Below are 18,370 nucleotides of genomic sequence, written 5' to 3'. Positions count from 1 at the left end.
CTTGCTCCTTCGGTGTGCCGCTCAAACGACAACTCTTCGGAGTTCAGAAGAATGGACCGGTCCTTTTGCCTGAGAGTTTCCGGGGCGGTTGCTCCTTCGGCGCCGCGGGCCTTGGCCTGCGATCTCTCCCGATCAATTCGTATCCAACATAAAAACGACCTCAATATAACACAAGGGCGACGCCAGATACCATGAGGCAGGATTCGACCTTAGATGCATATGCATGGCTGTGACATGACGCGTTCAAACGCAGTCACAGCCATGGCAGCCCGCTGGTTTATCCCAGCCAGACCTGCTGGGCATTCACAAACTCATGAATCCCCTGGGGCCCCAGTTCACGCCCCAGACCGGAACATTTAATCCCGCCACTGGGCAAACGCGGATCGGTTTTAACAATACCGTTGACCGCCACCTGACCGACTTCCAGACGCCGGGCCAGCTGTTCACCCCGGCTGCGTTCAGTCCAGAGCCCGGCCGCCAGGCCGTAACGACTGTCATTCGCCAGCGCCACGGCATGTTCAGCATCACGCGCGCGCATCACCACGGCGACCGGACCAAAGGTTTCTTCCACCGCTGCCGTCATATCCGCCGTTACATCTGCCAACAGCGTCACGGGATAGAAAAAACCTGGCCCATCCGGCAACTCGCCGCCCAACAGGCAGCGTGCGCCTGCCTGGCGTGTTTCCATCACCTGACGGTGCAGGTTCTGGCGCAGATCATCACGCGCCATAGGCCCCACATCCGTGGTTTCCAGTGCTGGATCACCCAGTTTCAAGGCGGCAAGACGGGTCTGCAGCTTTTCCACCAGCGTGTCATAGACCGGATCTTCTATGATGATGCGCTTGGCGGCGATACAGGACTGCCCGGCATTGATGATACGTGACAGCGTAATGGTATCTGCAGCTTTATCCAGATCCGCATCGGCAAGGACGATGCAGGGATCCGATCCGCCCAGCTCCAACACCACCGGCTTGATCTCAGCCCCGGCAATCGCGGCCACGGCACTGCCTGCACGATCCGAGCCGGTCAACGATACAGCCTGCACCCGCGGATCACGAATGACCGCTTCCACCGCCGCATTGCCCATGGGCACATTTTGCATCAACCCGGCAGGTGCACCGACCTGAACAAACAGATCTGCAATCGCCTGGGCACTGCGGGGTACATGCAGATCATGTTTCATCAAACAGGTGTTACCTGCCATTAAAGCCGGCGCACAGAAACGAAATGCCAACCAGAAGGGTGCATTCCAGGGCAGAATCCCCAGCACACTGCCCAGTGGCAAATACTGCACATAACTGTGAGACGCATCAGACGCCAGCGTCAGCGGCTGCAGATATTGCTCGGCCTGCTCTGCGTAGTGCTCGGCACACCAGGCAGCCTTCAGCACCTCTCCCCGGGCTTCCTTGATTGGCTTACCCATCTCCAGCGTCATCAGCGGTGCGAGACTATCAACCTCTTCACGCATTTTGGCGGCCACAGCCTTCAGCAGAGCGGCCCGCTCTGCAAAACTGGTCTGCTTCCAGTCCTGATAGGCAGATCGTGCCTGTTGCAAGGCGGCTTCCAGCGCAGCCGCATCGAGTACAGGAGAGTCCTGCAGCTTTTCACCTGTCGCAGGATTAATCACAGCAACCAGAGTCTCTGTCATACCGCCTCCTGTGCCGCTTTGATGGCTTGCGCAAAAATCTGCAAGCCTTCAGTCAGATCTGCATCCGGTATCGTGAGAGGTGGAATCATTTTGATAACCATACCGCCCGTACCACAACCACCCAGCAGCAAGCCGCGCTGGAAACATTCACTCACAATTGCTTTTGACAAGGCGCTATCACCTACATCCAGCGCCTGCATCAAGCCTTTGCCGCGTACCTGCCAGGCACCCTGACTGCTGGCTGCAATGGCATTCAGGGCGGAAGCCATCTGCTCGCCCTTGCGCTTTACCTCAGACATCAATGTGTCATTCTGAAAATAGGACATCGCCACCTTGCCTGCGACGAAGGAAAACCCCTGTCCGCGGAAGGTGCCGGTATGCTCACCCGGCGACCAGTGGCGGTCATGCTCAGGCTTCACCAGGTTCATTGCCAGCGGGGTCCCAAAACCACCTATCCCCTTGGCCAGCGTGATAATATCCGGATCCAGCCCCATGCCGTCGAAACTGAAGTAAGATCCGGTACGGCCACAGCCTGCCTGAATATCATCCAGCACAAACAACGCCCCGAGATCCTTCGCCAGCTGCTGCACAGCCAGCAACCACTCCTGACTGGCCACATGCACACCACCTTCAGCCTGAATCGGCTCCACAACAAACGCAGCGGGTGCTTCCAGACCACTGGAGCTATCCTCGAACTGGGCACGCAAACGATCAACCGAAGCCGTTCCACAGCCCATTTCACAGCCCCGGCAAGGCGTCTGACAGCCAAATGGCATGCGTACGACATGCTCCAGCGGAACACCCGCGGCATTGCGGAAATAACTGTTAGCTGTCAGTGCCAGAGACCCCAGTGTCATACCATGAAAGCCATGGGTACAGGCCACCACAGTTTTGCGCCCGGTCACTCGACGAGCCAGCTTAAGTGCCGCCTCGACAGCATTGGTACCGGTGGGTCCCATAAACTGCATTTTGTGATTCATACCACGCGGCACCAGAATCGTGTCGGCAAATGCCTGGATAAAGTCCCGCTTCACGGTGGTACTGGTATCCAGGCTGTGCGCAACGCCATCAGCCTGAATGAACTCGATCAGTGCCTCTTTCATCAATGGATTATTGTGTCCGAAGTTCAGCACCCCGGCTCCGGCAAAAAAATCGATATAGGACTTGCCTGCTTCATCGACCTGCCGGGCGTTTGAAGCGGATTTGAACACGGTTGGATAGATACGGCAGTAACCGCGGATTTCTGATTCCCATTTCTCGAATACCTGCATGGAAATCCTCCTTCATTATGACTGGGGTTGAACCCGTTATAGAAACTGCCAGGCGTGCTATCGTTATTCTGTCCCGGCAGGGTTTGGATTGAGCCTCTGCGAACTCAGAGACCCGGACGTCTCGCAATAGCACTGCGGCTACTGCAAACTGGCTCAGGATGGCTCCGGTAGCGGAGCCCCTGCAAGTCGGGCGAAGACCCTGGCAACCGGTGAAATCAGGGCATCATTAAAATCATACTGGGCATTGTGGCAGGGCCGACTGTGCTGCAGCTGGCCATCATTACTACCGATTAGCGCAAAGGCCCCTGGTATCTCTTTGAGGTAATAACTGAAGTCTTCAGACGCCATAATCGGCAGAGGAGTTGTCTGACTCAGCACCTGATCACCCAATTCCCTTTGCAACTGCTCCCGGTAGTTGGCAGCCGCCACGGGATGATTGATAGTTGCATCGTAGCGGGGAAACATCTCAACCTGACACTGGGTAGCATAGCTGCGGGCTGTGGCCACAGCGATTTCTTCAATCCAGTCGGATAAACGCTGACGGTTCTCAGGCTGGGCAATACGAAATCCACCTTCAATCACCACCTGATCCGGCGTCACGGTAGGCGAGCTGCGACCATCGATAGAAGTCACACTGATCACTGTCGAGTCCTGAGGTGGCAAACGCCGACTGACAATCTGCTGTAACGCCAACACAATTGCTGAGGCCGCCAATACAGGATCATGGCAGACTTCCGGTTGACTGGCATGACCACCCTGACCAGTTACAGTCAGACGAAAAGTGCCATTCCCAGCCATCACCGGTCCATCCGGGCAGACCGCCTGACCAAAAGGGATCGCAGGCCAGTTATGCCAGCCATAAATCATATCGATACCTTTCAGAGCACCTTCTTCAATCATACGCAATGCACCATGCCCGCCCTCTTCTGCGGGCTGGAACAGCAGGGTAACAGGACCCGGCAACTGCGCTTCATGTGCCTTCAGCCAATAAGCAGCCATCATCAGTGTCGCGGTATGTCCATCGTGACCACAGGCATGCATACAGCCCTGCTTTTGTGAACTCCAGGGCATGCCGCTTTTTTCCACAATCGGTAATGCATCAATATCACCACGCAACGCAATGTGCGGGCCTGGTTTATCTGCGGCCAGACGTCCCAGCGTGCCGAACTCGGCACAGGCCTGCCAGGGAATACCCAGCGCAGACAACTCCTGACGTATACGTGCCGCCGTCGCTTCTTCCTGCCAGGTCAGCTCGGGTTGTTTATGCAGATCACGTCGCAGCGAAATGGCTTGCTGAATATACTGGTCCCAGAGTGCGGTCAAATCTGAACTCCTGATTGGTGTCGGCCCATCTTTTTGTGAAATTTTATTTCTCACCACTAAAAGTAGCACAGTTGACTCCGCATACCAGCCCCGAGTTCCAAAAAAATCAGCTAAAGCCGGAAGGCAGAAGTTGAGCTATCGCAATACCTAACGCGTTGTTCTCTGCTAACCTGTACAGTAAATACAAAGACCTACACAGGAGCCCACTATGCAATTCAAACTTATCATGGCATTTGTCGATGCAGACAAAACTGATCAGGTGATGCACGCTGCACGTGATGCGGGGGCAACCGGGGCAACCGTGATCAATAACGCCCAGGGCCAGGGACTTCACAAGGTGATAGGTATTCTGGGATTTGAGATTCTCAACCCCAGGGCTGTTGTATTGATTTTAGCTGAGTCACGTCGAGCTGATGCTATTCTGGAAGCCATTGCAAAAGCTGGCCAGCTGGATGAATCGCTGAGCACCGGCATCGCCATTCAGATTGATGTGGATAAAGCCCTTGGACTCAAGGAACATATCGAAACACTGGAAAAACAATTACCTATCGACTAATTGGTCGTTGCAGTACAGGAGCTCCTTTTGACCAACCTGCTATCGGTATTTGTCAGGCAAGCACGTGACAGCTTTCGAGACCTGATTCCAGTCATACTGGTGATGGCGTTTTTTCAATTAATTGTCATACGGCAACCCTTGCCAGAAGGCATTGATTTCATTGATCTGATAATCGGCTTACTCTGTGTTCTGGCTGGGCTGACGCTGTTCATCAAGGGGCTTCAGATTGGTCTGTTCCCTATGGGCGAAAGCCTGGCTCACGCGTTCGCACGCAGATCATCTGTCATCAGTTTACTGATCTTTGCCTTTGCCCTCGGGTTTGGCACCACCGTGGCAGAACCCGCTCTGATTGCGGTGGCAGGTAAAGCCGCTGAAGTGGTTGCCGGGGGTGGATTGATTGATACAACTGAGGCCTCCCAAAATGCCTTTGCCCTGCAGTTGCGCCTGGTAGTGGCGGTATCAGTAGGCAGCGCTGTATTACTCGGTGTTTTAAGAATACTGAAAGGCTGGCCTCTCCACCTTCTGATTATTGCTGGCTATGTACTGGTCATGCTGCTGACACTGGTTGCGCCGGATGAGATAGTTGGCATCGCTTATGATTCAGGCGGGGTCACTACCTCAACCATCACAGTTCCTCTGGTCACTGCGCTGGGTGTTGGACTGGCTGCCTCCATCAAAGGGCGCAGCCCGATGCTGGATGGATTTGGGTTAATCGCACTGGCTTCAGTCATGCCGATTATTTTTGTACTGGGCTTCGGCTTATTGATGCTGTGAGAACTACACAATGGAATTTATAAAGATTCTTTTCAGCACCACACTGGACATAGCGCCGATTATTGCAATCATCTTTGGCTTTCAATATCTGGTAATTCGCAAAAAGGTTCAACGGCTGTTTCAAGTGCTCACAGGCTTTTTCCTGGTACTGATCGGACTCAGCCTGTTCCTGCTCGGACTGGAAATGGCACTTTTCCCCATGGGCGGGATGATGGCCGAACAACTCACCTCTGCAGCCTTTTTACCAGTGCTGGCTGAAGGAGCTCAGCGACATTGGAGCGACTATTACTGGGTCTATATTTTTGCATTCGCCATAGGTGCCAGCACTACCATTGCCGAGCCTTCACTCATTGCCGTATCCATCAAGGCGGGTGAGATATCCGGTGGCACCATCAACCCGTTTATTTTACGCATAGCTGTCGCATTGGGTATGGCCATTGGTATCACCCTCGGCAGCTGGCGTATTGTCATGGGTTTGCCGCTGCACGGCTTTATTCTGGCAGCCTATGTCCTGGTGATACTGCAAACACTGCGCTCACCCCGCAGTATTATTCCACTGGCATTTGATTCCGGTGGCGTGACCACCTCCACGATTACTGTACCGATCATTGCTGCCCTGGGACTGGGACTTGCCAGTTCGATTCCGGGGAGAGATCCACTATTGGATGGATTTGGCATGATTGCACTGGCATGCCTGTTTCCAATTATTACGGTCATGGGCTATGCCCAAATTGCTGAATGGATGGAAAAACGTAACCGTCAATACAGCGAGTCAACACACAGGACTCAAGGAGAAAACTGATGCGCTTCAAGTTGATTCTCGCATTTGTTGAAGATGACAAAACCGATGCCCTACTGGATGCAGCACGTGATGCAGGTGCCACTGGAGCTACAATCATCAATAATGCCCGAGGTGAAGGTTTGAAAAAAACCCGCGGCGTCTTTGGTCTGGAAATTACCAGTAGCAGGGATGTGCTCTTGCTGCTGGTTGAGGAACATCGCTGCCGCAAGATTCTGGAAAAAATAGCCGAAGTCGGTGAGTTCGATGATACCTCTGGAACCGGCATTGCACTGCAACTGGATGTTGAAGATGCCCTGGGTGTAAAGCATCAGATTAAATCCCTGGCACAGCATCTGAACCTGGATATGGAGACTTGATCATGTCACAACCTAAAGCACAGTTTGTCTGCGATGTCATGAATCAGAACTTTCGCATTATTGATGGACTGGTCACCGTGAAGGATGCCGTTGAGCTGATGCGCCGTACTCAGGCACAAGTATTAATTGTGGAGAAGCGCGACGCACAGGACGAGTATGGGATTGTACTGCTGTCAGATATCGCCAAAAAAGTATTGGCACGCAATCTGTCGCCCGAACGCGTTAACCTCTATGAGATCATGTCCAAACCGGCTCTGACCATCAAGGCACAAATGCAAATCCGCTTTTGCGCCCGGCTGTTTGATAAATTTGGTTTAACACTGGCTCCCGTGGTGAACAAAGAGGATGAAATTATTGGGGTTATTAATTATGATGATCTGGTTTTGAGTGGGCTGCCCAACCTGTGATTTATCCAGATCACCTGCTCTCTGATGACCTGAACACCGAATGGATGTGAGGCCGACTTGCTGTATCTGAAAAGTTTTAGCCATGCCTTTCTGCATGCATTGAAAAATCTACTGCCAATTCTGGTGGTGGTACTGTTTTTTCAGCTGGCGATTCTGCAACAGGTCCCGGATAACAGCCTGAGCATGGCATTCGGCCTGCTGATTGTTGCTGTCGGTGTAGCACTCTTTCTGCAAGGCCTTGAGCTCAGCATTTTCCCGGTCGGCAAAAGTCTCTCCAACCAGTTCGCCAAAAAAGGCTCTGTCCCTGTTCTCTTGAGTTTCGGTTTCGCTCTTGGCTTCTCGGCCGTGGTCGCAGAGCCTGCATTGATCGCTGTCGCCAGTCAGGCCCAGGAAATCAGTGAGGGCCGAATTGATGCGCTGGTGTTGCGACTACTGGTCGCCACCTCCGTGGGGCTGGTAATCGCACTGGGTGTATTCCGGATCATCTTTGGCCATCCGATACACTGGTACATGATTATTGGCTATATCACTGTGGTCGGGGTGACATTTTTTGCACCGGAAGAGATCGTCGGTCTGGCCTATGACTCCGGTGGCGTCACCACCAACATCGTCACGGTACCGCTGATTGCGGCACTGGGCATCGGACTAGCGTCCTCCATTCGTGGGCGAAACCCGCTGATTGACGGCTTTGGTCTGGTGGCATTGGCCGTCATGGTACCGATGATCAGCGTGCAGTTGTACGGTATTTTTGTCTATGCCGCAGAAATCGACAGCGCTTCAGCACAACTGATTCAAACCGCCGAGGCGGCGACCACCCACCCTGTCGTTCAGGGTCTGCTGGATCTGCTCACCATGTTCAGGGATGTACTGCCGATCCTGATCACCATCCTGTTTTTCCAATATATTATTCTGCGACGCCCGCTGTCGAACCCGCCAAAGATTGCATTTGGCTTTATCCTGGTCATTATCGGCCTGTATGCGTTTGTCGTAGGGCTGAAAATCGGTCTGTTTCCGATCGGCACCAGCATGGCGGAACAGCTGATCAACCTGAACAGCTATGGCTTCATCTACCTGTTTGCCTTCATGATCGGCTTTGCCACAACCATGGCAGAACCGGCTCTGATCGCCGTGGGGCAGCAGGCCGAAGAAGCTGCGGCGGGTAAAATCAAGGGTAATATGATCCGCATTCTGGTCGCAGCAGGCGTGGCTGTCGGTATAACGATCGGCGTCTACCGACTGATTACCGGGGGGTCGATTCATTACTTTATCATTGGCGGCTACACGCTGGTGATTTTGCTGACAGCACTGTCACCCAAATATATTGTCGCCCTGGCCTTCGACCTGGGCGGGGTGACCACCTCTGAGGTTACGGTTCCCTTGGTGACGGCGCTGGGTATCGGGTTGGCAACCCACATCGAAGGGCGTAATGTACTGATTGATGGCTTCGGCCTGATCGCCTTTGCGTCTATTTTCCCCATTGTCACTGTGATGTGCTATGCCATTGCAGCGGACTGGCTGAATAAATTCAACAGGACAGAACCATGAAGTTTTCCGTGCTTGCCGCGATTGTTTCCGAAGACTATGAGCAAAAAGTCATCGATGCTTCCAGAGAACTAGGTGCTGGCGGTATCACCCTGCTATCAGGCCGTGGTATCGGCAACAATGCCAAGAAAACCTTTTTTGGCATGACCTATGAAGGCAGTCAGTCGATTATTATCATGGTACTGGAGAAAGGCTTGTCGCTGGAGATTCTGAAAGCCATTCAGACACTGATCATCGACAAGGAACACAATGACTCTCATGGTGTAGTCTTTACTATTCCGCTGGAGCATCTCGGTGGTATCGACCTGTCACAGCTGGCGAAATTTGAACAACACCTGAAAGACACTTTTTAAAAAGGAAGGCATTTCATGCTGGTAAAAGATGTAATGATCAGCAAGGTTGTAACCGTATCACCCTTTGCAACCCTGCGTGAAGCACTCAGCCTGATGAAGCACCACCAACTGAAGTCACTGGTAGTGGATAAAACCAATGAGCACGATGCCTATGGTCTCATCACCTACACCAATATTATCAAGACGGTAGTTGCAGAAAGTGGCGATATCGATCTCATCAATGTCTACGACATTTGTGCCAAGCCGGTGATTTCAGTCGGACAGAGTCTGTCTGTCAAGCATGTAGCCAGCCTGATGACCCGTCATCGGGTCAAACGTGTTGTGGTACTGAATGATAACGATCTGATTGGTCTGGTATGCATGAATGATATTGTTCAGACACTGATGAACGATATCGAGTAATCCGCTCAGGCATGGATGTGCAGGCTATGGCTGTGCACATCCGCCCTGCATGACAGGCTGCTGCTCTATCTGTGCTCTATCTGGGTATAACCCAGCGGGGTGACCAGATGACTCAGCAGAGCTGTCTGTAACAGGTCCATTTCAACGCCCGATACATGCTGACTTACCTGGGTCATCTGCATTCCTGCGTAACCACAAGGATTGATGCGCAAAAAAGGCTCCAGATCCATATCGACATTCAACGCCAGTCCATGGAAGGAGCAGCCACGGCGTACGCGCAACCCCAACGAAGCGATTTTACAATCCTTGACGTAAACACCCGGTGCATCAGCTCGCGCTTCAGCCGGTATATCCAGCTCAGCCAGCAGCTGGATAATGGCATTTTCCATCAGCGTGACCACCTCACGCACTCCCAGCTTGCGGCGTCTCAAGTCGAGCAACAAGTAGACCACTAGCTGACCCGGACCATGGTAAGTAATCTGCCCACCGCGATCACTCTGCACCACCGGAATATCACCAGGGTTAAGCAGATGCTCCGACTTGCCAGCCTGGCCTTGCGTAAAAACCGGCTGGTGCTGCAACAACCAGATTTCGTCAGGTGTATCCGCCTGACGCTGATCGGTGAAGGTTTGCATCTGCTGCCAGATCGGCGCATAAGGCTGCAACCCCAAATGCCGAATAATCAGTTCCGGCATTCAGAGTACCATGTGTACGCGACCCGAAGCCTTGAGCTTTTCGAACAGCGCTTGCAACTGCTCTTCACCCGTAGCGGTCATTTTCAGACGGACTGAACGGAAACGACCATTGCGGCTGTCCTGCATGGTCACTTTTTCCAGATCCAGATGTGGATCGAAGCCCTTGACGGTTTCAACGACAAAGCCATAGAAATCATCAGCGTTATCGCCGACCACCTTGATCGGGTAGTCGGCACAGGGAAAGATAATTTTTGGCGCTTCAGGCGAATCGGTCATGCGTCAACCCCAGTTGTCTTAACTGATCAGGTTCATGAAAAACTGCAAGATACTGTGCCACAGGCGCTTAAAGAAGCTGCCGGGCTCAACCGCTTGCAGGGCTACCAGGGGCGTCTCGCTCAACACCTCACCATCCAGCGACACAACCACAGCGCCCACACTCTCACCTGCTTGCAGAGGTGCCTTTATATTGCGCGGCAGATCCAGCACCACTTCCAGACGCTCCTGTTGACCGCGAGGCAAGGTCAGCGCCAGATTTTCGGCAACACCCAACTGAACTTCATCCTGTTCACCACCCCAGACTCTTTGCTGGCTGATCGACTGGCCCGCGGCATAAAGCTGGCTGGTTTCATAAAAGCGGTAGGTATAGTTTAGCAGCTGCTGGGTTTCCTGAGCGCGCGTTTCTTCACTGGCTGACCCCATGACCACACTGATCAGACGCATGCCATCACGTACGGCTGATGCAACCAGACAGTAGCCTGCTTCATTAGTATGGCCGGTTTTGATGCCATCAACACTGTCATCCCGCCACAATAAACGGTTCCGGTTCGGCTGACGGATATTATTGAACTCAAAATGCTTTTCCGCATAAATCGGATAGTACTGCTGAGAGTCGGTAATCAGAGCCCGAGCCAGTAACGCCAGGTCATAAGCAGATGAATACTGATCCTCAGCTGGCAGTCCAGTAGAGTTTTCGAAGTGGGTATTGTGCATACCCAAACGGCGGGCATGCTGATTCATCAAGTCAGCAAAAGCACGTTCACTACCAGCAATATGCTCCGCCACAGCAACAGATGCATCATTGCCTGATGAGATGATAATGCCACGCAACAGTTCAATCAGAGGCACCTGTGTACCTTCCTGAATAAACATGCGCGAGCCGCCTGTACGCCAGGCCTTTTCACTGACGTTAACCATATCGGTTTCAGCCAGATTGCCGTTAATCAGCTCCAGCTCAGCAATATAGCTGGTCATGATTTTTACCAGACTTGCTGGCGGATAGCGGTCATGCTCATTTTTCGACAGAATCACCTGACCGGTAGCAGCATCCATGACCACATAAGAGCGCGCGGCGATCTGTGGCGGTGCCGGGATCATCGATGCCTGTACCTGTACAAAGATCAGCAGGCTCAACAAAAGCAATAACACAGTGCGACTGAAAGTTCGTATTAGCATCCGTAAGGCATCCGTTTCGATTGACTCAACTGTTTGGGTTCGGCTGATAGACTACTGCCAGCTGCTCAAGTTCAATGCTGAGCAGCTCAGGGCTGGCTGACCAGATGCGGACTATGGAAGCCTGCATTAGCCAGTCCGGCAATTAATTGATCCAGCGGCTCACCGACTGTCAAAGGCCCTATCTTAACACGGTAGACCACCGAACCCGAGGGGGCTGCGGTGTAAATCCCTACCGGCAGACCATTTGCAACAGATTGCACCTGCTGCTGCGCCCGCCGGGCTGACTCTTCGGTAGCGAAGGCACCTACCTGCAGGTAACGCCGGTCATGTGATGCGCGCAGGCTGACAGGTGATACTGAACTGCTTGCTTGTGACACCGGCCCGGCAGATGCCAGCATATGCGCTTCAGGCCGCGGGGTAATCGCTTCAACTTTCACACGTCCGGTACCCTGCTGCAAAATATCCAGACGATAGGCCGCCGCGTAGGACAAATCGATCAGCCGGTCATCATGAAAAGGGCCACGGTCATTGACCCGGACAATCACACTACGGCCATTATCCAGGTTGGTCACCCGGGCAAAGGTCGGCAGCGGCAGGCTTTTGTGTGCAGCCGTCATTTCGTACATGTCATAGACTTCGCCATTGGAAGTCAGGTGTCCATGGAACTTCATCCCGTACCAGGAAGCAATGCCGGTTTCACGGTAGCCTTCAGCACTCGGTAATACCGTATAGGTTTGCCCAAATACTTCATATGGGCTGCGGTTACCACCCCGGCTATGAGGCTCATAACGCGGCACAGCATCTGGAACCTTGCTGACATCAGGCGGATTTACCGGTGCCTTGTCATGCTGCATCGAGTAACGCCCAAAAGAATCTGTCGGACGGGATTGAGGTGCATCAGTGGTGCGCGATGCACATCCGCTCAAGAATAGAAAAAACAGGCTCAGGACCAACAGAAAACGCATCATCTACCTCAATCAGGGATTAACGCCTGGGTGACCGGGAGTAGGCCGCAACTGACATAAGCATGCCAAATCCAGCCATCAGTGTCACGATCGATGTTCCACCATAACTGATCATCGGCAAGGGTACTCCGACGACAGGCAGCAACCCTGTCACCATACCAATATTGACCATGACATATACAAAAAATGTCAGCGTGATACTGCCCGCCAACAGCCGGGAAAAATTATCCTGTGCTCGCATAGCCAGCAACATGCCACGGAAAATAATCAGCAGATACAGCAATATCAGGAAGCCGATACCATAGATACCCAGCTCTTCACCAATAACAGCAATAATAAAGTCAGTATGTGATTCGGGCAGGAAGTTCAATTGCGACTGTGTGCCCTGCAGCCAGCCTTTACCTGAGACACCGCCCGAGCCTATCGCTGTTTTTGACTGAATGATATTCCAGCCAGCACCCAGCGGGTCGCTCTCAGGGTTCAGAAACGTCATGACGCGCTGTTTCTGATAGCCTTTCATAAAGCTCCAGAGCACCGGCAGTGCAGCACCTATCAATACCAGCGCGGACACAACATAACGCAAGTAAAGGCCGGACAGCAACAACACGAACACGCCCGAGCAGGCAATTAACAAACTGGTTCCTAAATCGGGTTGTTTCATGATCAGGGCCGTCGGCACCGCCATAATCAGCAGTGACACCAGAATATGCTTAAATCTGGGCGGTAACTGATCCCGCACCAAATAGGCGGCCATCGCCATGGGCAATACCAGTTTCATCAATTCTGATGGCTGAAAACGAAAACCTGGCAGTGCAATCCAGCGCTGTGCGCCTTTGGCGGACACCCCGAACAGCATAACCGCCACAAGCAGTCCGACACCCAGCAGGTAAAGCCAGGGCGTCAGGGTCATCAACATGCGCGGGCGCATTTGTGCCAGCACAATCATGACAAAGAAACCGGCCCCCATACGGATCGCCTGCCGCGTCACATCACCCATATCCTGACCCGATGCACTGTACAGTACAAACAAGCCGTAACTACAGAGCAGCATCAGCAGCAACAGTAGCCAGGCATCCAGATGCGTGTAGCTCCACAAGCTGGGTGCCTGGCGGAAGTGAGTGCTCGCACCCGGCATGGTTCGCTGAAAATCACGCCCCGTCATCATCAGGCTCCTCTTCAGTACCATAGTCATTCAGCAACCAGGCATCCATCACCTGGCGCGCAATGGGTGCTGCCACACTGGAGCCTCCACCACCGTTTTCCACGACAACTGCAATGGCAATTTGCGGATCTTCTACAGGAGCAAACGCAATAAACAAGGCGTGGTCATGGTGACGCTCACTGAGTTCATCCGGGTTATAACGACCATCATCCGGTATTGCAACCACCTGCGCAGTGCCGGTCTTACTGGCCATACGATAGGTCATCCCCTGAGCCACGCGACGCGCTGTACCGGTTGGACCGTGAACCACGTCGACCATACCCTGAATAATAGGGTCCCAGAATTCCGGATGCCGAATTACCACATCTTCAGGCACTTCGCGGCTATGGACCAGATCCGGCAAAGTTAACACCCTACCTTCATCAGTTTCTTCCAGCACACCTTTCAATACTCGAGGTTGCTGCCAGCGTCCCCGGTTGGCCAGTACATTAGCGGCAATCGCCAGCTGCAACGGCGTAGCGACCATATACCCCTGACCAATACTCATATTGACTGAGTCGCCTGGATACCAGGGTTCACCGAGGCTTCCACGTTTCCAGTCAACAGTCGGCAAAACACCACGAATAGCCTCGGGCGTATCGAGTGCCGTAATTTCACCAAATCCAAACATGCGCATATAACGTGCCATAGGCTCATTGCCCATGCGGTGTCCAACATCATAAAACCAGGTGTCTACCGACTGGGCGATCGCCAGATTCAGATTGACGCGCCCATGCCCGCCTCGACGCCAGTCTCGATAGCGTCGTCCACCCGGTGTAATCTGGTAATAACCCGGGTCCCAGATGGTGTAGTCCGGTCGTACGGTTTCCGAATCGATGGCGGCCATGGCAATAATCGGCTTGATGGTCGACCCCGGCGGATAGCCGCCACGTACGGCACGGTTAAACAAGGGCAAATCAATATCATCACGCAAGGCGTTGTAATCCGTTGCAGAAATGCCCATCACAAACAGGTTGGGGTCGTAAGCAGGGGTACTGACCAGCGCCAGGATGCCACCGGTTTTCGGATCCAGTGCAACAACAGAAGCACGCCGCCCTTCCAGCAGTTTTTCCGTGAACTGTTGCAAGCGCAAATCCAGGCTCAGCTGGATATCGACACCAGGGGTCGGATCATCCTGCTCCAGAATGCGTAACACACGGCCTCGAGCATTGGTTTCTACCTTGCGCGATCCGACATCGCCATGCAGGATCGGCTCGTAAAAACGCTCCACGCCCAGCTTGCCAACATAGTGGGTACCGGCATACTTGACCGGGTCCAGTGTTTCCAGGTCACGTTCATTGATACGTCCGACATAACCCAATACATGTGCCAGCGATTCGCCATAGGGATAATAACGGATCAGGTCTGCCTCAACCTGAACGCCGGGCAACTGATGATAGTTCAGGGAAATACGCGCAATTTCCTCTTCAGTCAGACGAAAACGCAGCGGGACAGATTCATAAGGGCGACGACGTTGCTGCAGGCGCTGCCGAAAGCGTTCCACGTCACGGTCTGTAATCTCAATCAGTTCAGCGAGCGCTTCCAGCGTTTCATCAATGTTACGGATCTCTTCCCGTAACAAGGTCACACTGAAGGTTGGCTGATTGTCAGCCAGCAGAATGCCATTACGGTCGTAGATGAGCCCGCGCCGAGGCGCAACCGGTTGCAGCTGTATGCGGTTGCGATCTGAAATTGCCGCATAACGCTCATGTTCAATCACTTGCAGAAAATAGACCCGGCCCAGCAACACTGAAAATGCCAGCGTTACGACGACCAACGCCAGGGCCGCGCGAAATTTGAATATACGCGCATCCTGACTGTAATCCTTGAGTGTTTCCTGCTGCATAATGACCTGTTATTTGTGGTAGGGGTGGCCCTGAAGTAATGTCCACGCACGGTAAATCTGTTCTGCCAGAACAATCCGTACCAACGGGTGTGGCAAGGTCAGAGCGGACAAGGACCATTTCTGGTCCGCACGTTGCAGACAACGCGGGTCCAAACCATCCGGGCCACCGACCAGCAAGCAGACATTGGCTCCTGCCATGCGCCAGTCTTCAGCCTGGCTGGCCAGTTGCTCTGTACTCCAGGGCTTGCCTTTGACATCAAGTGCAATGACACGTTCATTTTTGCCAATCGCGGCCAGCATGGCATCGCCTTCCGAGCGCATGGCACGGGCGATATCTGCTCCTTTACCACGGTACCCCGGGGCCAGTTCAATCAGCTCCAGCTGGAAGTCAGCAGGCAGACGCTTGCTGTACTCCTGATAACCACTCTCTACCCAGGCTGGCATTTTCTGGCCAACTGCCAGTATCCGAACCCGCATCTCAGGCAGAGGTTTCCACGTCGTCAGCGGAATGGCGCCACAAACGCTCCAGATCATAGAAGCTGCGCGCATCCGGCATCATCACGTGTACCACCAGGTCACCCAGATCCACCAGTATCCAGTCGCCGCTTTCCTGACCTTCAGTTCCCAGTGGACGCACGCCTTCAGCTTTAATTTTCTGCATCACCTCATCAGCCATCGACACCACATGACGGCGCGAAGTACCACTGACAATCAGCATGTAATCGGTCACGCTGGATTTGCCCTTAACATCCAGAAGGACCAGATCACGGGCTTTCATATCTTCCAGAATGGTTTGCACTTTGTCGATCAGTTGCTCTGTTTGCATCACTAATCCATTTACCTCATTTATAGCCATACAGCCGATGTTGTTTAATATATTCCCAGACCTGATCAGGCAGCAGATAACGCGGAGAGCGCCCCTGTGCGACCAGTTCACGAATCTGTGTTGCGGAGATCCCCAAAGGGGTCAATTCATGAATCATGACGGCTCCGCAGGGCCGCTGCCATAACTCCTCTGTCGACTCCACCCGGTAACGACGGGTAAAGTCATCCATCGCATCTGCCGAGGGATAGGTATACCCTGGCCGCGCGACGGCAATAATATGACAGAGTGATAAAAAAGTATCCCAGTCTTTCCAGCCCGGCAGCCCCAGATAGGCATCCATTCCCATCACCATACAGATAGGCCGGTCCGGACCCAATGACTGTCGCAAGGATGCCAGCGTCAATGCAGAATAGGAGGGTGTTGCTGCTTCCACTTCGCGCGCATCGACACACAGGCTGGCGGCATCTGCAACCGCCAGCTCAACCATCGCCAAACGGTGTTTTGCAGAACAACCCGGGGCCAGCCGGTGTACCGGCTCCCCTGTGGGGATCAGCGTAACCTGGCTGACATTCAGCCACTGCTGCAGCTCCAGCGCGGTGCGAAGATGGCCATTATGGACCGGATCAAAAGTCCCGCCCATAAACACGAAAGGCTCTGTCAACGGCATGAATTACTGCCGTACATGGCCGTCACCGAACACCACATATTTTTCCGACGTCAGCCCTTCCAGCCCGACAGGACCACGCGCGTGGATTTTATCCGTAGAGATGCCTATCTCGGCACCCAGCCCATACTCAAAACCATCTGCAAAACGGGTTGAAGCATTCACCATCACCGAACTGGAATCTACCGCACGCAAAAAGATCCTGGCATCGGTATAGTTTTCGGTGACAATCGCATCGGTATGGTGTGAACCGTAATGGTTGATATGCCGGATTGCTTCATCCAGATTCTCGACCACCTTAATAGCCAGAACCGGTGCCAAATATTCAGCAAACCAGTCCTGCTCATCAGCCTCTCGAATATAGGGCAGATACTGACGCGTCAACGCACAACCACGCAACTCGACGCCAGAAGCCTGATAACGCTCCGCCAGATCCGGCAGCACTTCAGCTGCCATGGACTGATGCACCAGTAGCGTTTCCATGGTGTTACAGGTGCCATAACGATGTGTTTTGGCGTTCAGGGCGATATTGATCGCCTTGACCTTGTCTGCAGCCTGATCAATATAAACATGACAGACACCATCCAGATGCTTGATGACCGGCACACGTGCGTCTTTGGCAATGCGCTCAATCAGCCCTTTACCGCCACGTGGTACGATCACATCGACATACTCAGGCATTGTGATCAGTTGCCCTACCGCATCACGGTCTGTGGTATTCACCACCTGCACCACCTGTTCAGGCAGTCCGGCTTCACGCAGGCCTGCAGCAATGCAGGCTGCAATCGCCTGATTCGATTGCAGCGCTTCAGAGCCGCCTCGCAAAATCGTGGCATTGCCTGATTTCAGGCACAAGCTGGCGGCCTCAACGGTCACATTCGGGCGCGACTCATAAATAATACCTACCACGCCAAGCGGCACTCGCATTTTGCCAACCTGAATACCGCTTGGGCGATAATTCATCGCATTGATACCACCCACCGGGTCCGGCAACGCAGCCACCTGAAGCAAACCTTCGATCATGCTATCGATACGCGCAGGCGTCAGTTCCAGACGGTCCAGCATAGCTGCATCCAATCCTTTTTCACGACCAGCCTGCAGGTCTGCCGCATTGGCCTGCTGCAACTGAGGTCGTGCTGCATCCAGAGCTGCCGCCATCGCCAGCAGCGCACGATTTTTCTGTCCGGTTTCAGCGCGCGCCATGGTATTGGCCGCCCGACGGGCCTGTTGACCCAGTTCGATCATGTAGGTTTCAGTATTCATCCAGCGAGTCCGTGATAACGGTGA

21 protein-coding genes and 1 riboswitch are annotated in these 18,370 nt (G+C 53.4%); of the genes, 8 read left to right on the top strand and 13 right to left on the bottom strand.

The window, feature by feature from the left end:
- Positions 1-47 precede the first annotated feature (47 nt).
- A riboswitch (glycine riboswitch) is annotated at positions 48-141 on the bottom strand.
- A 136-nt stretch (positions 142-277) separates the two neighbouring features.
- The 3 genes from ADINL_RS04830 to doeB2 all read right to left on the bottom strand — a co-directional run bounded on the left by ADINL_RS04830 (position 278) and on the right by doeB2 (position 4,242).
- Entirely contained in the window at positions 278-1,648 is a 1,371-nt protein-coding gene (locus ADINL_RS04830) for an NAD-dependent succinate-semialdehyde dehydrogenase (protein WP_036544484.1), read from the bottom strand.
- On the bottom strand, positions 1,645-2,919 hold the full coding sequence (locus ADINL_RS04825) for an aspartate aminotransferase family protein (protein WP_036544482.1): 1,275 nt from the start codon (positions 2,917-2,919) through the stop codon (positions 1,645-1,647). Before ADINL_RS04825 ends, ADINL_RS04830 begins: the two co-directional genes overlap by 4 nt.
- Before the next feature lie 153 nt (positions 2,920-3,072).
- On the bottom strand, positions 3,073-4,242 hold the full coding sequence (gene doeB2 / locus ADINL_RS04820; RefSeq protein WP_036544478.1) for a N(2)-acetyl-L-2,4-diaminobutanoate deacetylase DoeB2: 1,170 nt from the start codon (positions 4,240-4,242) through the stop codon (positions 3,073-3,075).
- Between the two features lie 208 nt (positions 4,243-4,450).
- Between doeB2 and ADINL_RS04815 the strand changes: the two genes are divergently transcribed.
- From ADINL_RS04815 to ADINL_RS04780, 8 genes are all read left to right on the top strand, one after another.
- Positions 4,451-4,798, top strand: coding sequence for a P-II family nitrogen regulator (locus ADINL_RS04815; RefSeq protein WP_036544475.1), 348 nt, complete (start codon positions 4,451-4,453; stop codon positions 4,796-4,798).
- A 102-nt stretch (positions 4,799-4,900) separates the two neighbouring features.
- A complete protein-coding gene (locus ADINL_RS04810) occupies positions 4,901-5,572 on the top strand; it encodes a DUF1538 domain-containing protein (protein ID WP_084154420.1) in 672 nt (223 codons plus the stop codon).
- A 10-nt stretch (positions 5,573-5,582) separates the two neighbouring features.
- Positions 5,583-6,374, top strand: a complete 792-nt coding sequence (gene umpB, locus ADINL_RS04805) for a Na,Li,K/H(+) antiporter subunit UmpB (RefSeq protein WP_036544473.1) — start codon at positions 5,583-5,585, stop codon at positions 6,372-6,374.
- On the top strand, positions 6,374-6,730 hold the full coding sequence (locus ADINL_RS04800; protein ID WP_036544471.1) for a P-II family nitrogen regulator: 357 nt from the start codon (positions 6,374-6,376) through the stop codon (positions 6,728-6,730). The genes umpB and ADINL_RS04800 overlap by 1 nt, the downstream gene beginning before the upstream one ends.
- 2 nt (positions 6,731-6,732) lie before the next feature.
- Positions 6,733-7,137 carry a CBS domain-containing protein gene (locus ADINL_RS04795; protein WP_036544469.1) on the top strand — a complete coding sequence of 135 codons (405 nt, stop codon included), beginning with the start codon at positions 6,733-6,735 and terminating at the stop codon, positions 7,135-7,137.
- Between the two features lie 57 nt (positions 7,138-7,194).
- A complete protein-coding gene (locus ADINL_RS16810; protein WP_036544467.1) occupies positions 7,195-8,682 on the top strand; it encodes a DUF1538 domain-containing protein in 1,488 nt (495 codons plus the stop codon).
- Positions 8,679-9,032 carry a P-II family nitrogen regulator gene (locus tag ADINL_RS04785; protein WP_036544465.1) on the top strand — a complete coding sequence of 118 codons (354 nt, stop codon included), beginning with the start codon at positions 8,679-8,681 and terminating at the stop codon, positions 9,030-9,032. The genes ADINL_RS16810 and ADINL_RS04785 overlap by 4 nt, the downstream gene beginning before the upstream one ends.
- Positions 9,033-9,047: 15 nt before the next feature.
- The gene (locus ADINL_RS04780) at positions 9,048-9,434 is read left to right on the top strand and encodes a CBS domain-containing protein (protein ID WP_036544463.1); all 387 of its coding nucleotides are present in this window, start codon (positions 9,048-9,050) and stop codon (positions 9,432-9,434) included.
- Between the two features lie 65 nt (positions 9,435-9,499).
- On the opposite strand, the gene lipB is transcribed toward ADINL_RS04780, so the two are convergent.
- From lipB to ADINL_RS04730, 10 genes are all read right to left on the bottom strand, one after another.
- The gene (gene lipB / locus ADINL_RS04775; RefSeq protein WP_036544461.1) at positions 9,500-10,129 is read right to left on the bottom strand and encodes a lipoyl(octanoyl) transferase LipB; all 630 of its coding nucleotides are present in this window, start codon (positions 10,127-10,129) and stop codon (positions 9,500-9,502) included.
- On the bottom strand, positions 10,130-10,405 hold the full coding sequence (locus ADINL_RS04770) for a YbeD family protein (protein ID WP_036544458.1): 276 nt from the start codon (positions 10,403-10,405) through the stop codon (positions 10,130-10,132).
- Positions 10,406-10,423: 18 nt separating this feature from the next.
- Positions 10,424-11,581: a D-alanyl-D-alanine carboxypeptidase family protein gene (locus tag ADINL_RS04765; RefSeq protein WP_036544455.1), complete on the bottom strand. Its 1,158-nt coding sequence runs from the start codon at positions 11,579-11,581 to the stop codon at positions 10,424-10,426.
- 86 nt (positions 11,582-11,667) lie between these two features.
- Positions 11,668-12,546, bottom strand: a complete 879-nt coding sequence (locus ADINL_RS04760) for a septal ring lytic transglycosylase RlpA family protein (protein ID WP_084154394.1) — start codon at positions 12,544-12,546, stop codon at positions 11,668-11,670.
- Between the two features lie 19 nt (positions 12,547-12,565).
- Positions 12,566-13,708 carry a rod shape-determining protein RodA gene (gene rodA / locus ADINL_RS04755; RefSeq protein ID WP_036544451.1) on the bottom strand — a complete coding sequence of 381 codons (1,143 nt, stop codon included), beginning with the start codon at positions 13,706-13,708 and terminating at the stop codon, positions 12,566-12,568.
- Entirely contained in the window at positions 13,695-15,593 is a 1,899-nt protein-coding gene (mrdA, locus tag ADINL_RS04750) for a penicillin-binding protein 2 (protein ID WP_036544449.1), read from the bottom strand. Before mrdA ends, rodA begins: the two co-directional genes overlap by 14 nt.
- 9 nt (positions 15,594-15,602) lie before the next feature.
- Entirely contained in the window at positions 15,603-16,070 is a 468-nt protein-coding gene (gene rlmH, locus ADINL_RS04745; protein WP_036544447.1) for a 23S rRNA (pseudouridine(1915)-N(3))-methyltransferase RlmH, read from the bottom strand.
- Between the two features lies 1 nt (position 16,071).
- Positions 16,072-16,419, bottom strand: coding sequence for a ribosome silencing factor (gene rsfS / locus ADINL_RS04740; RefSeq protein WP_036544445.1), 348 nt, complete (start codon positions 16,417-16,419; stop codon positions 16,072-16,074).
- Positions 16,420-16,435: 16 nt separating this feature from the next.
- Entirely contained in the window at positions 16,436-17,086 is a 651-nt protein-coding gene (nadD, locus tag ADINL_RS04735; protein WP_036544444.1) for a nicotinate-nucleotide adenylyltransferase, read from the bottom strand.
- A gap of 3 nt (positions 17,087-17,089) precedes the next feature.
- Complete coding sequence (locus ADINL_RS04730) at positions 17,090-18,346, bottom strand: glutamate-5-semialdehyde dehydrogenase (RefSeq protein WP_036544442.1); 1,257 nt, start codon at positions 18,344-18,346, stop codon at positions 17,090-17,092.
- Positions 18,347-18,370 lie beyond the last annotated feature (24 nt).

The organism is Nitrincola lacisaponensis (assembly GCF_000691225.1).
Classification (GTDB): domain Bacteria; phylum Pseudomonadota; class Gammaproteobacteria; order Pseudomonadales; family Balneatricaceae; genus Nitrincola; species Nitrincola lacisaponensis.
The sequence above is the reverse complement of the archived record's forward strand: the minus strand, read 5'-3'. Positions and strand labels throughout refer to the sequence as shown.

Bases quoted from the DNA above. Each gene is read 5' to 3' on its own strand.
- ADINL_RS04830 (WP_036544484.1), bottom strand. From the start codon at position 1,648: ATGACAGAGACTCTGGTTGCTGTGATTAATCCTGCGACAGGTGAAAAG.
- ADINL_RS04825 (WP_036544482.1), bottom strand. From the start codon at position 2,919: ATGCAGGTATTCGAGAAATGGGAATCAGAAATCCGCGGTTACTGCCGT.
- ADINL_RS04815 (WP_036544475.1), top strand. From the start codon at position 4,451: ATGCAATTCAAACTTATCATGGCATTTGTCGATGCAGACAAAACTGAT.
- ADINL_RS04810 (WP_084154420.1), top strand. From the start codon at position 4,901: ATGGCGTTTTTTCAATTAATTGTCATACGGCAACCCTTGCCAGAAGGC.
- umpB (WP_036544473.1), top strand. From the start codon at position 5,583: ATGGAATTTATAAAGATTCTTTTCAGCACCACACTGGACATAGCGCCG.
- ADINL_RS04800 (WP_036544471.1), top strand. From the start codon at position 6,374: ATGCGCTTCAAGTTGATTCTCGCATTTGTTGAAGATGACAAAACCGAT.
- ADINL_RS04795 (WP_036544469.1), top strand. From the start codon at position 6,733: ATGTCACAACCTAAAGCACAGTTTGTCTGCGATGTCATGAATCAGAAC.
- ADINL_RS04785 (WP_036544465.1), top strand. From the start codon at position 8,679: ATGAAGTTTTCCGTGCTTGCCGCGATTGTTTCCGAAGACTATGAGCAA.
- ADINL_RS04780 (WP_036544463.1), top strand. From the start codon at position 9,048: ATGCTGGTAAAAGATGTAATGATCAGCAAGGTTGTAACCGTATCACCC.
- lipB (WP_036544461.1), bottom strand. From the start codon at position 10,129: ATGCCGGAACTGATTATTCGGCATTTGGGGTTGCAGCCTTATGCGCCG.
- ADINL_RS04770 (WP_036544458.1), bottom strand. From the start codon at position 10,405: ATGACCGATTCGCCTGAAGCGCCAAAAATTATCTTTCCCTGTGCCGAC.
- ADINL_RS04765 (WP_036544455.1), bottom strand. From the start codon at position 11,581: ATGCTAATACGAACTTTCAGTCGCACTGTGTTATTGCTTTTGTTGAGC.
- ADINL_RS04760 (WP_084154394.1), bottom strand. From the start codon at position 12,546: ATGCGTTTTCTGTTGGTCCTGAGCCTGTTTTTTCTATTCTTGAGCGGA.
- rodA (WP_036544451.1), bottom strand. From the start codon at position 13,708: ATGACGGGGCGTGATTTTCAGCGAACCATGCCGGGTGCGAGCACTCAC.
- mrdA (WP_036544449.1), bottom strand. From the start codon at position 15,593: ATGCAGCAGGAAACACTCAAGGATTACAGTCAGGATGCGCGTATATTC.
- rlmH (WP_036544447.1), bottom strand. From the start codon at position 16,070: ATGCGGGTTCGGATACTGGCAGTTGGCCAGAAAATGCCAGCCTGGGTA.
- rsfS (WP_036544445.1), bottom strand. From the start codon at position 16,419: ATGCAAACAGAGCAACTGATCGACAAAGTGCAAACCATTCTGGAAGAT.
- nadD (WP_036544444.1), bottom strand. From the start codon at position 17,086: ATGCCGTTGACAGAGCCTTTCGTGTTTATGGGCGGGACTTTTGATCCG.
- ADINL_RS04730 (WP_036544442.1), bottom strand. From the start codon at position 18,346: ATGAATACTGAAACCTACATGATCGAACTGGGTCAACAGGCCCGTCGG.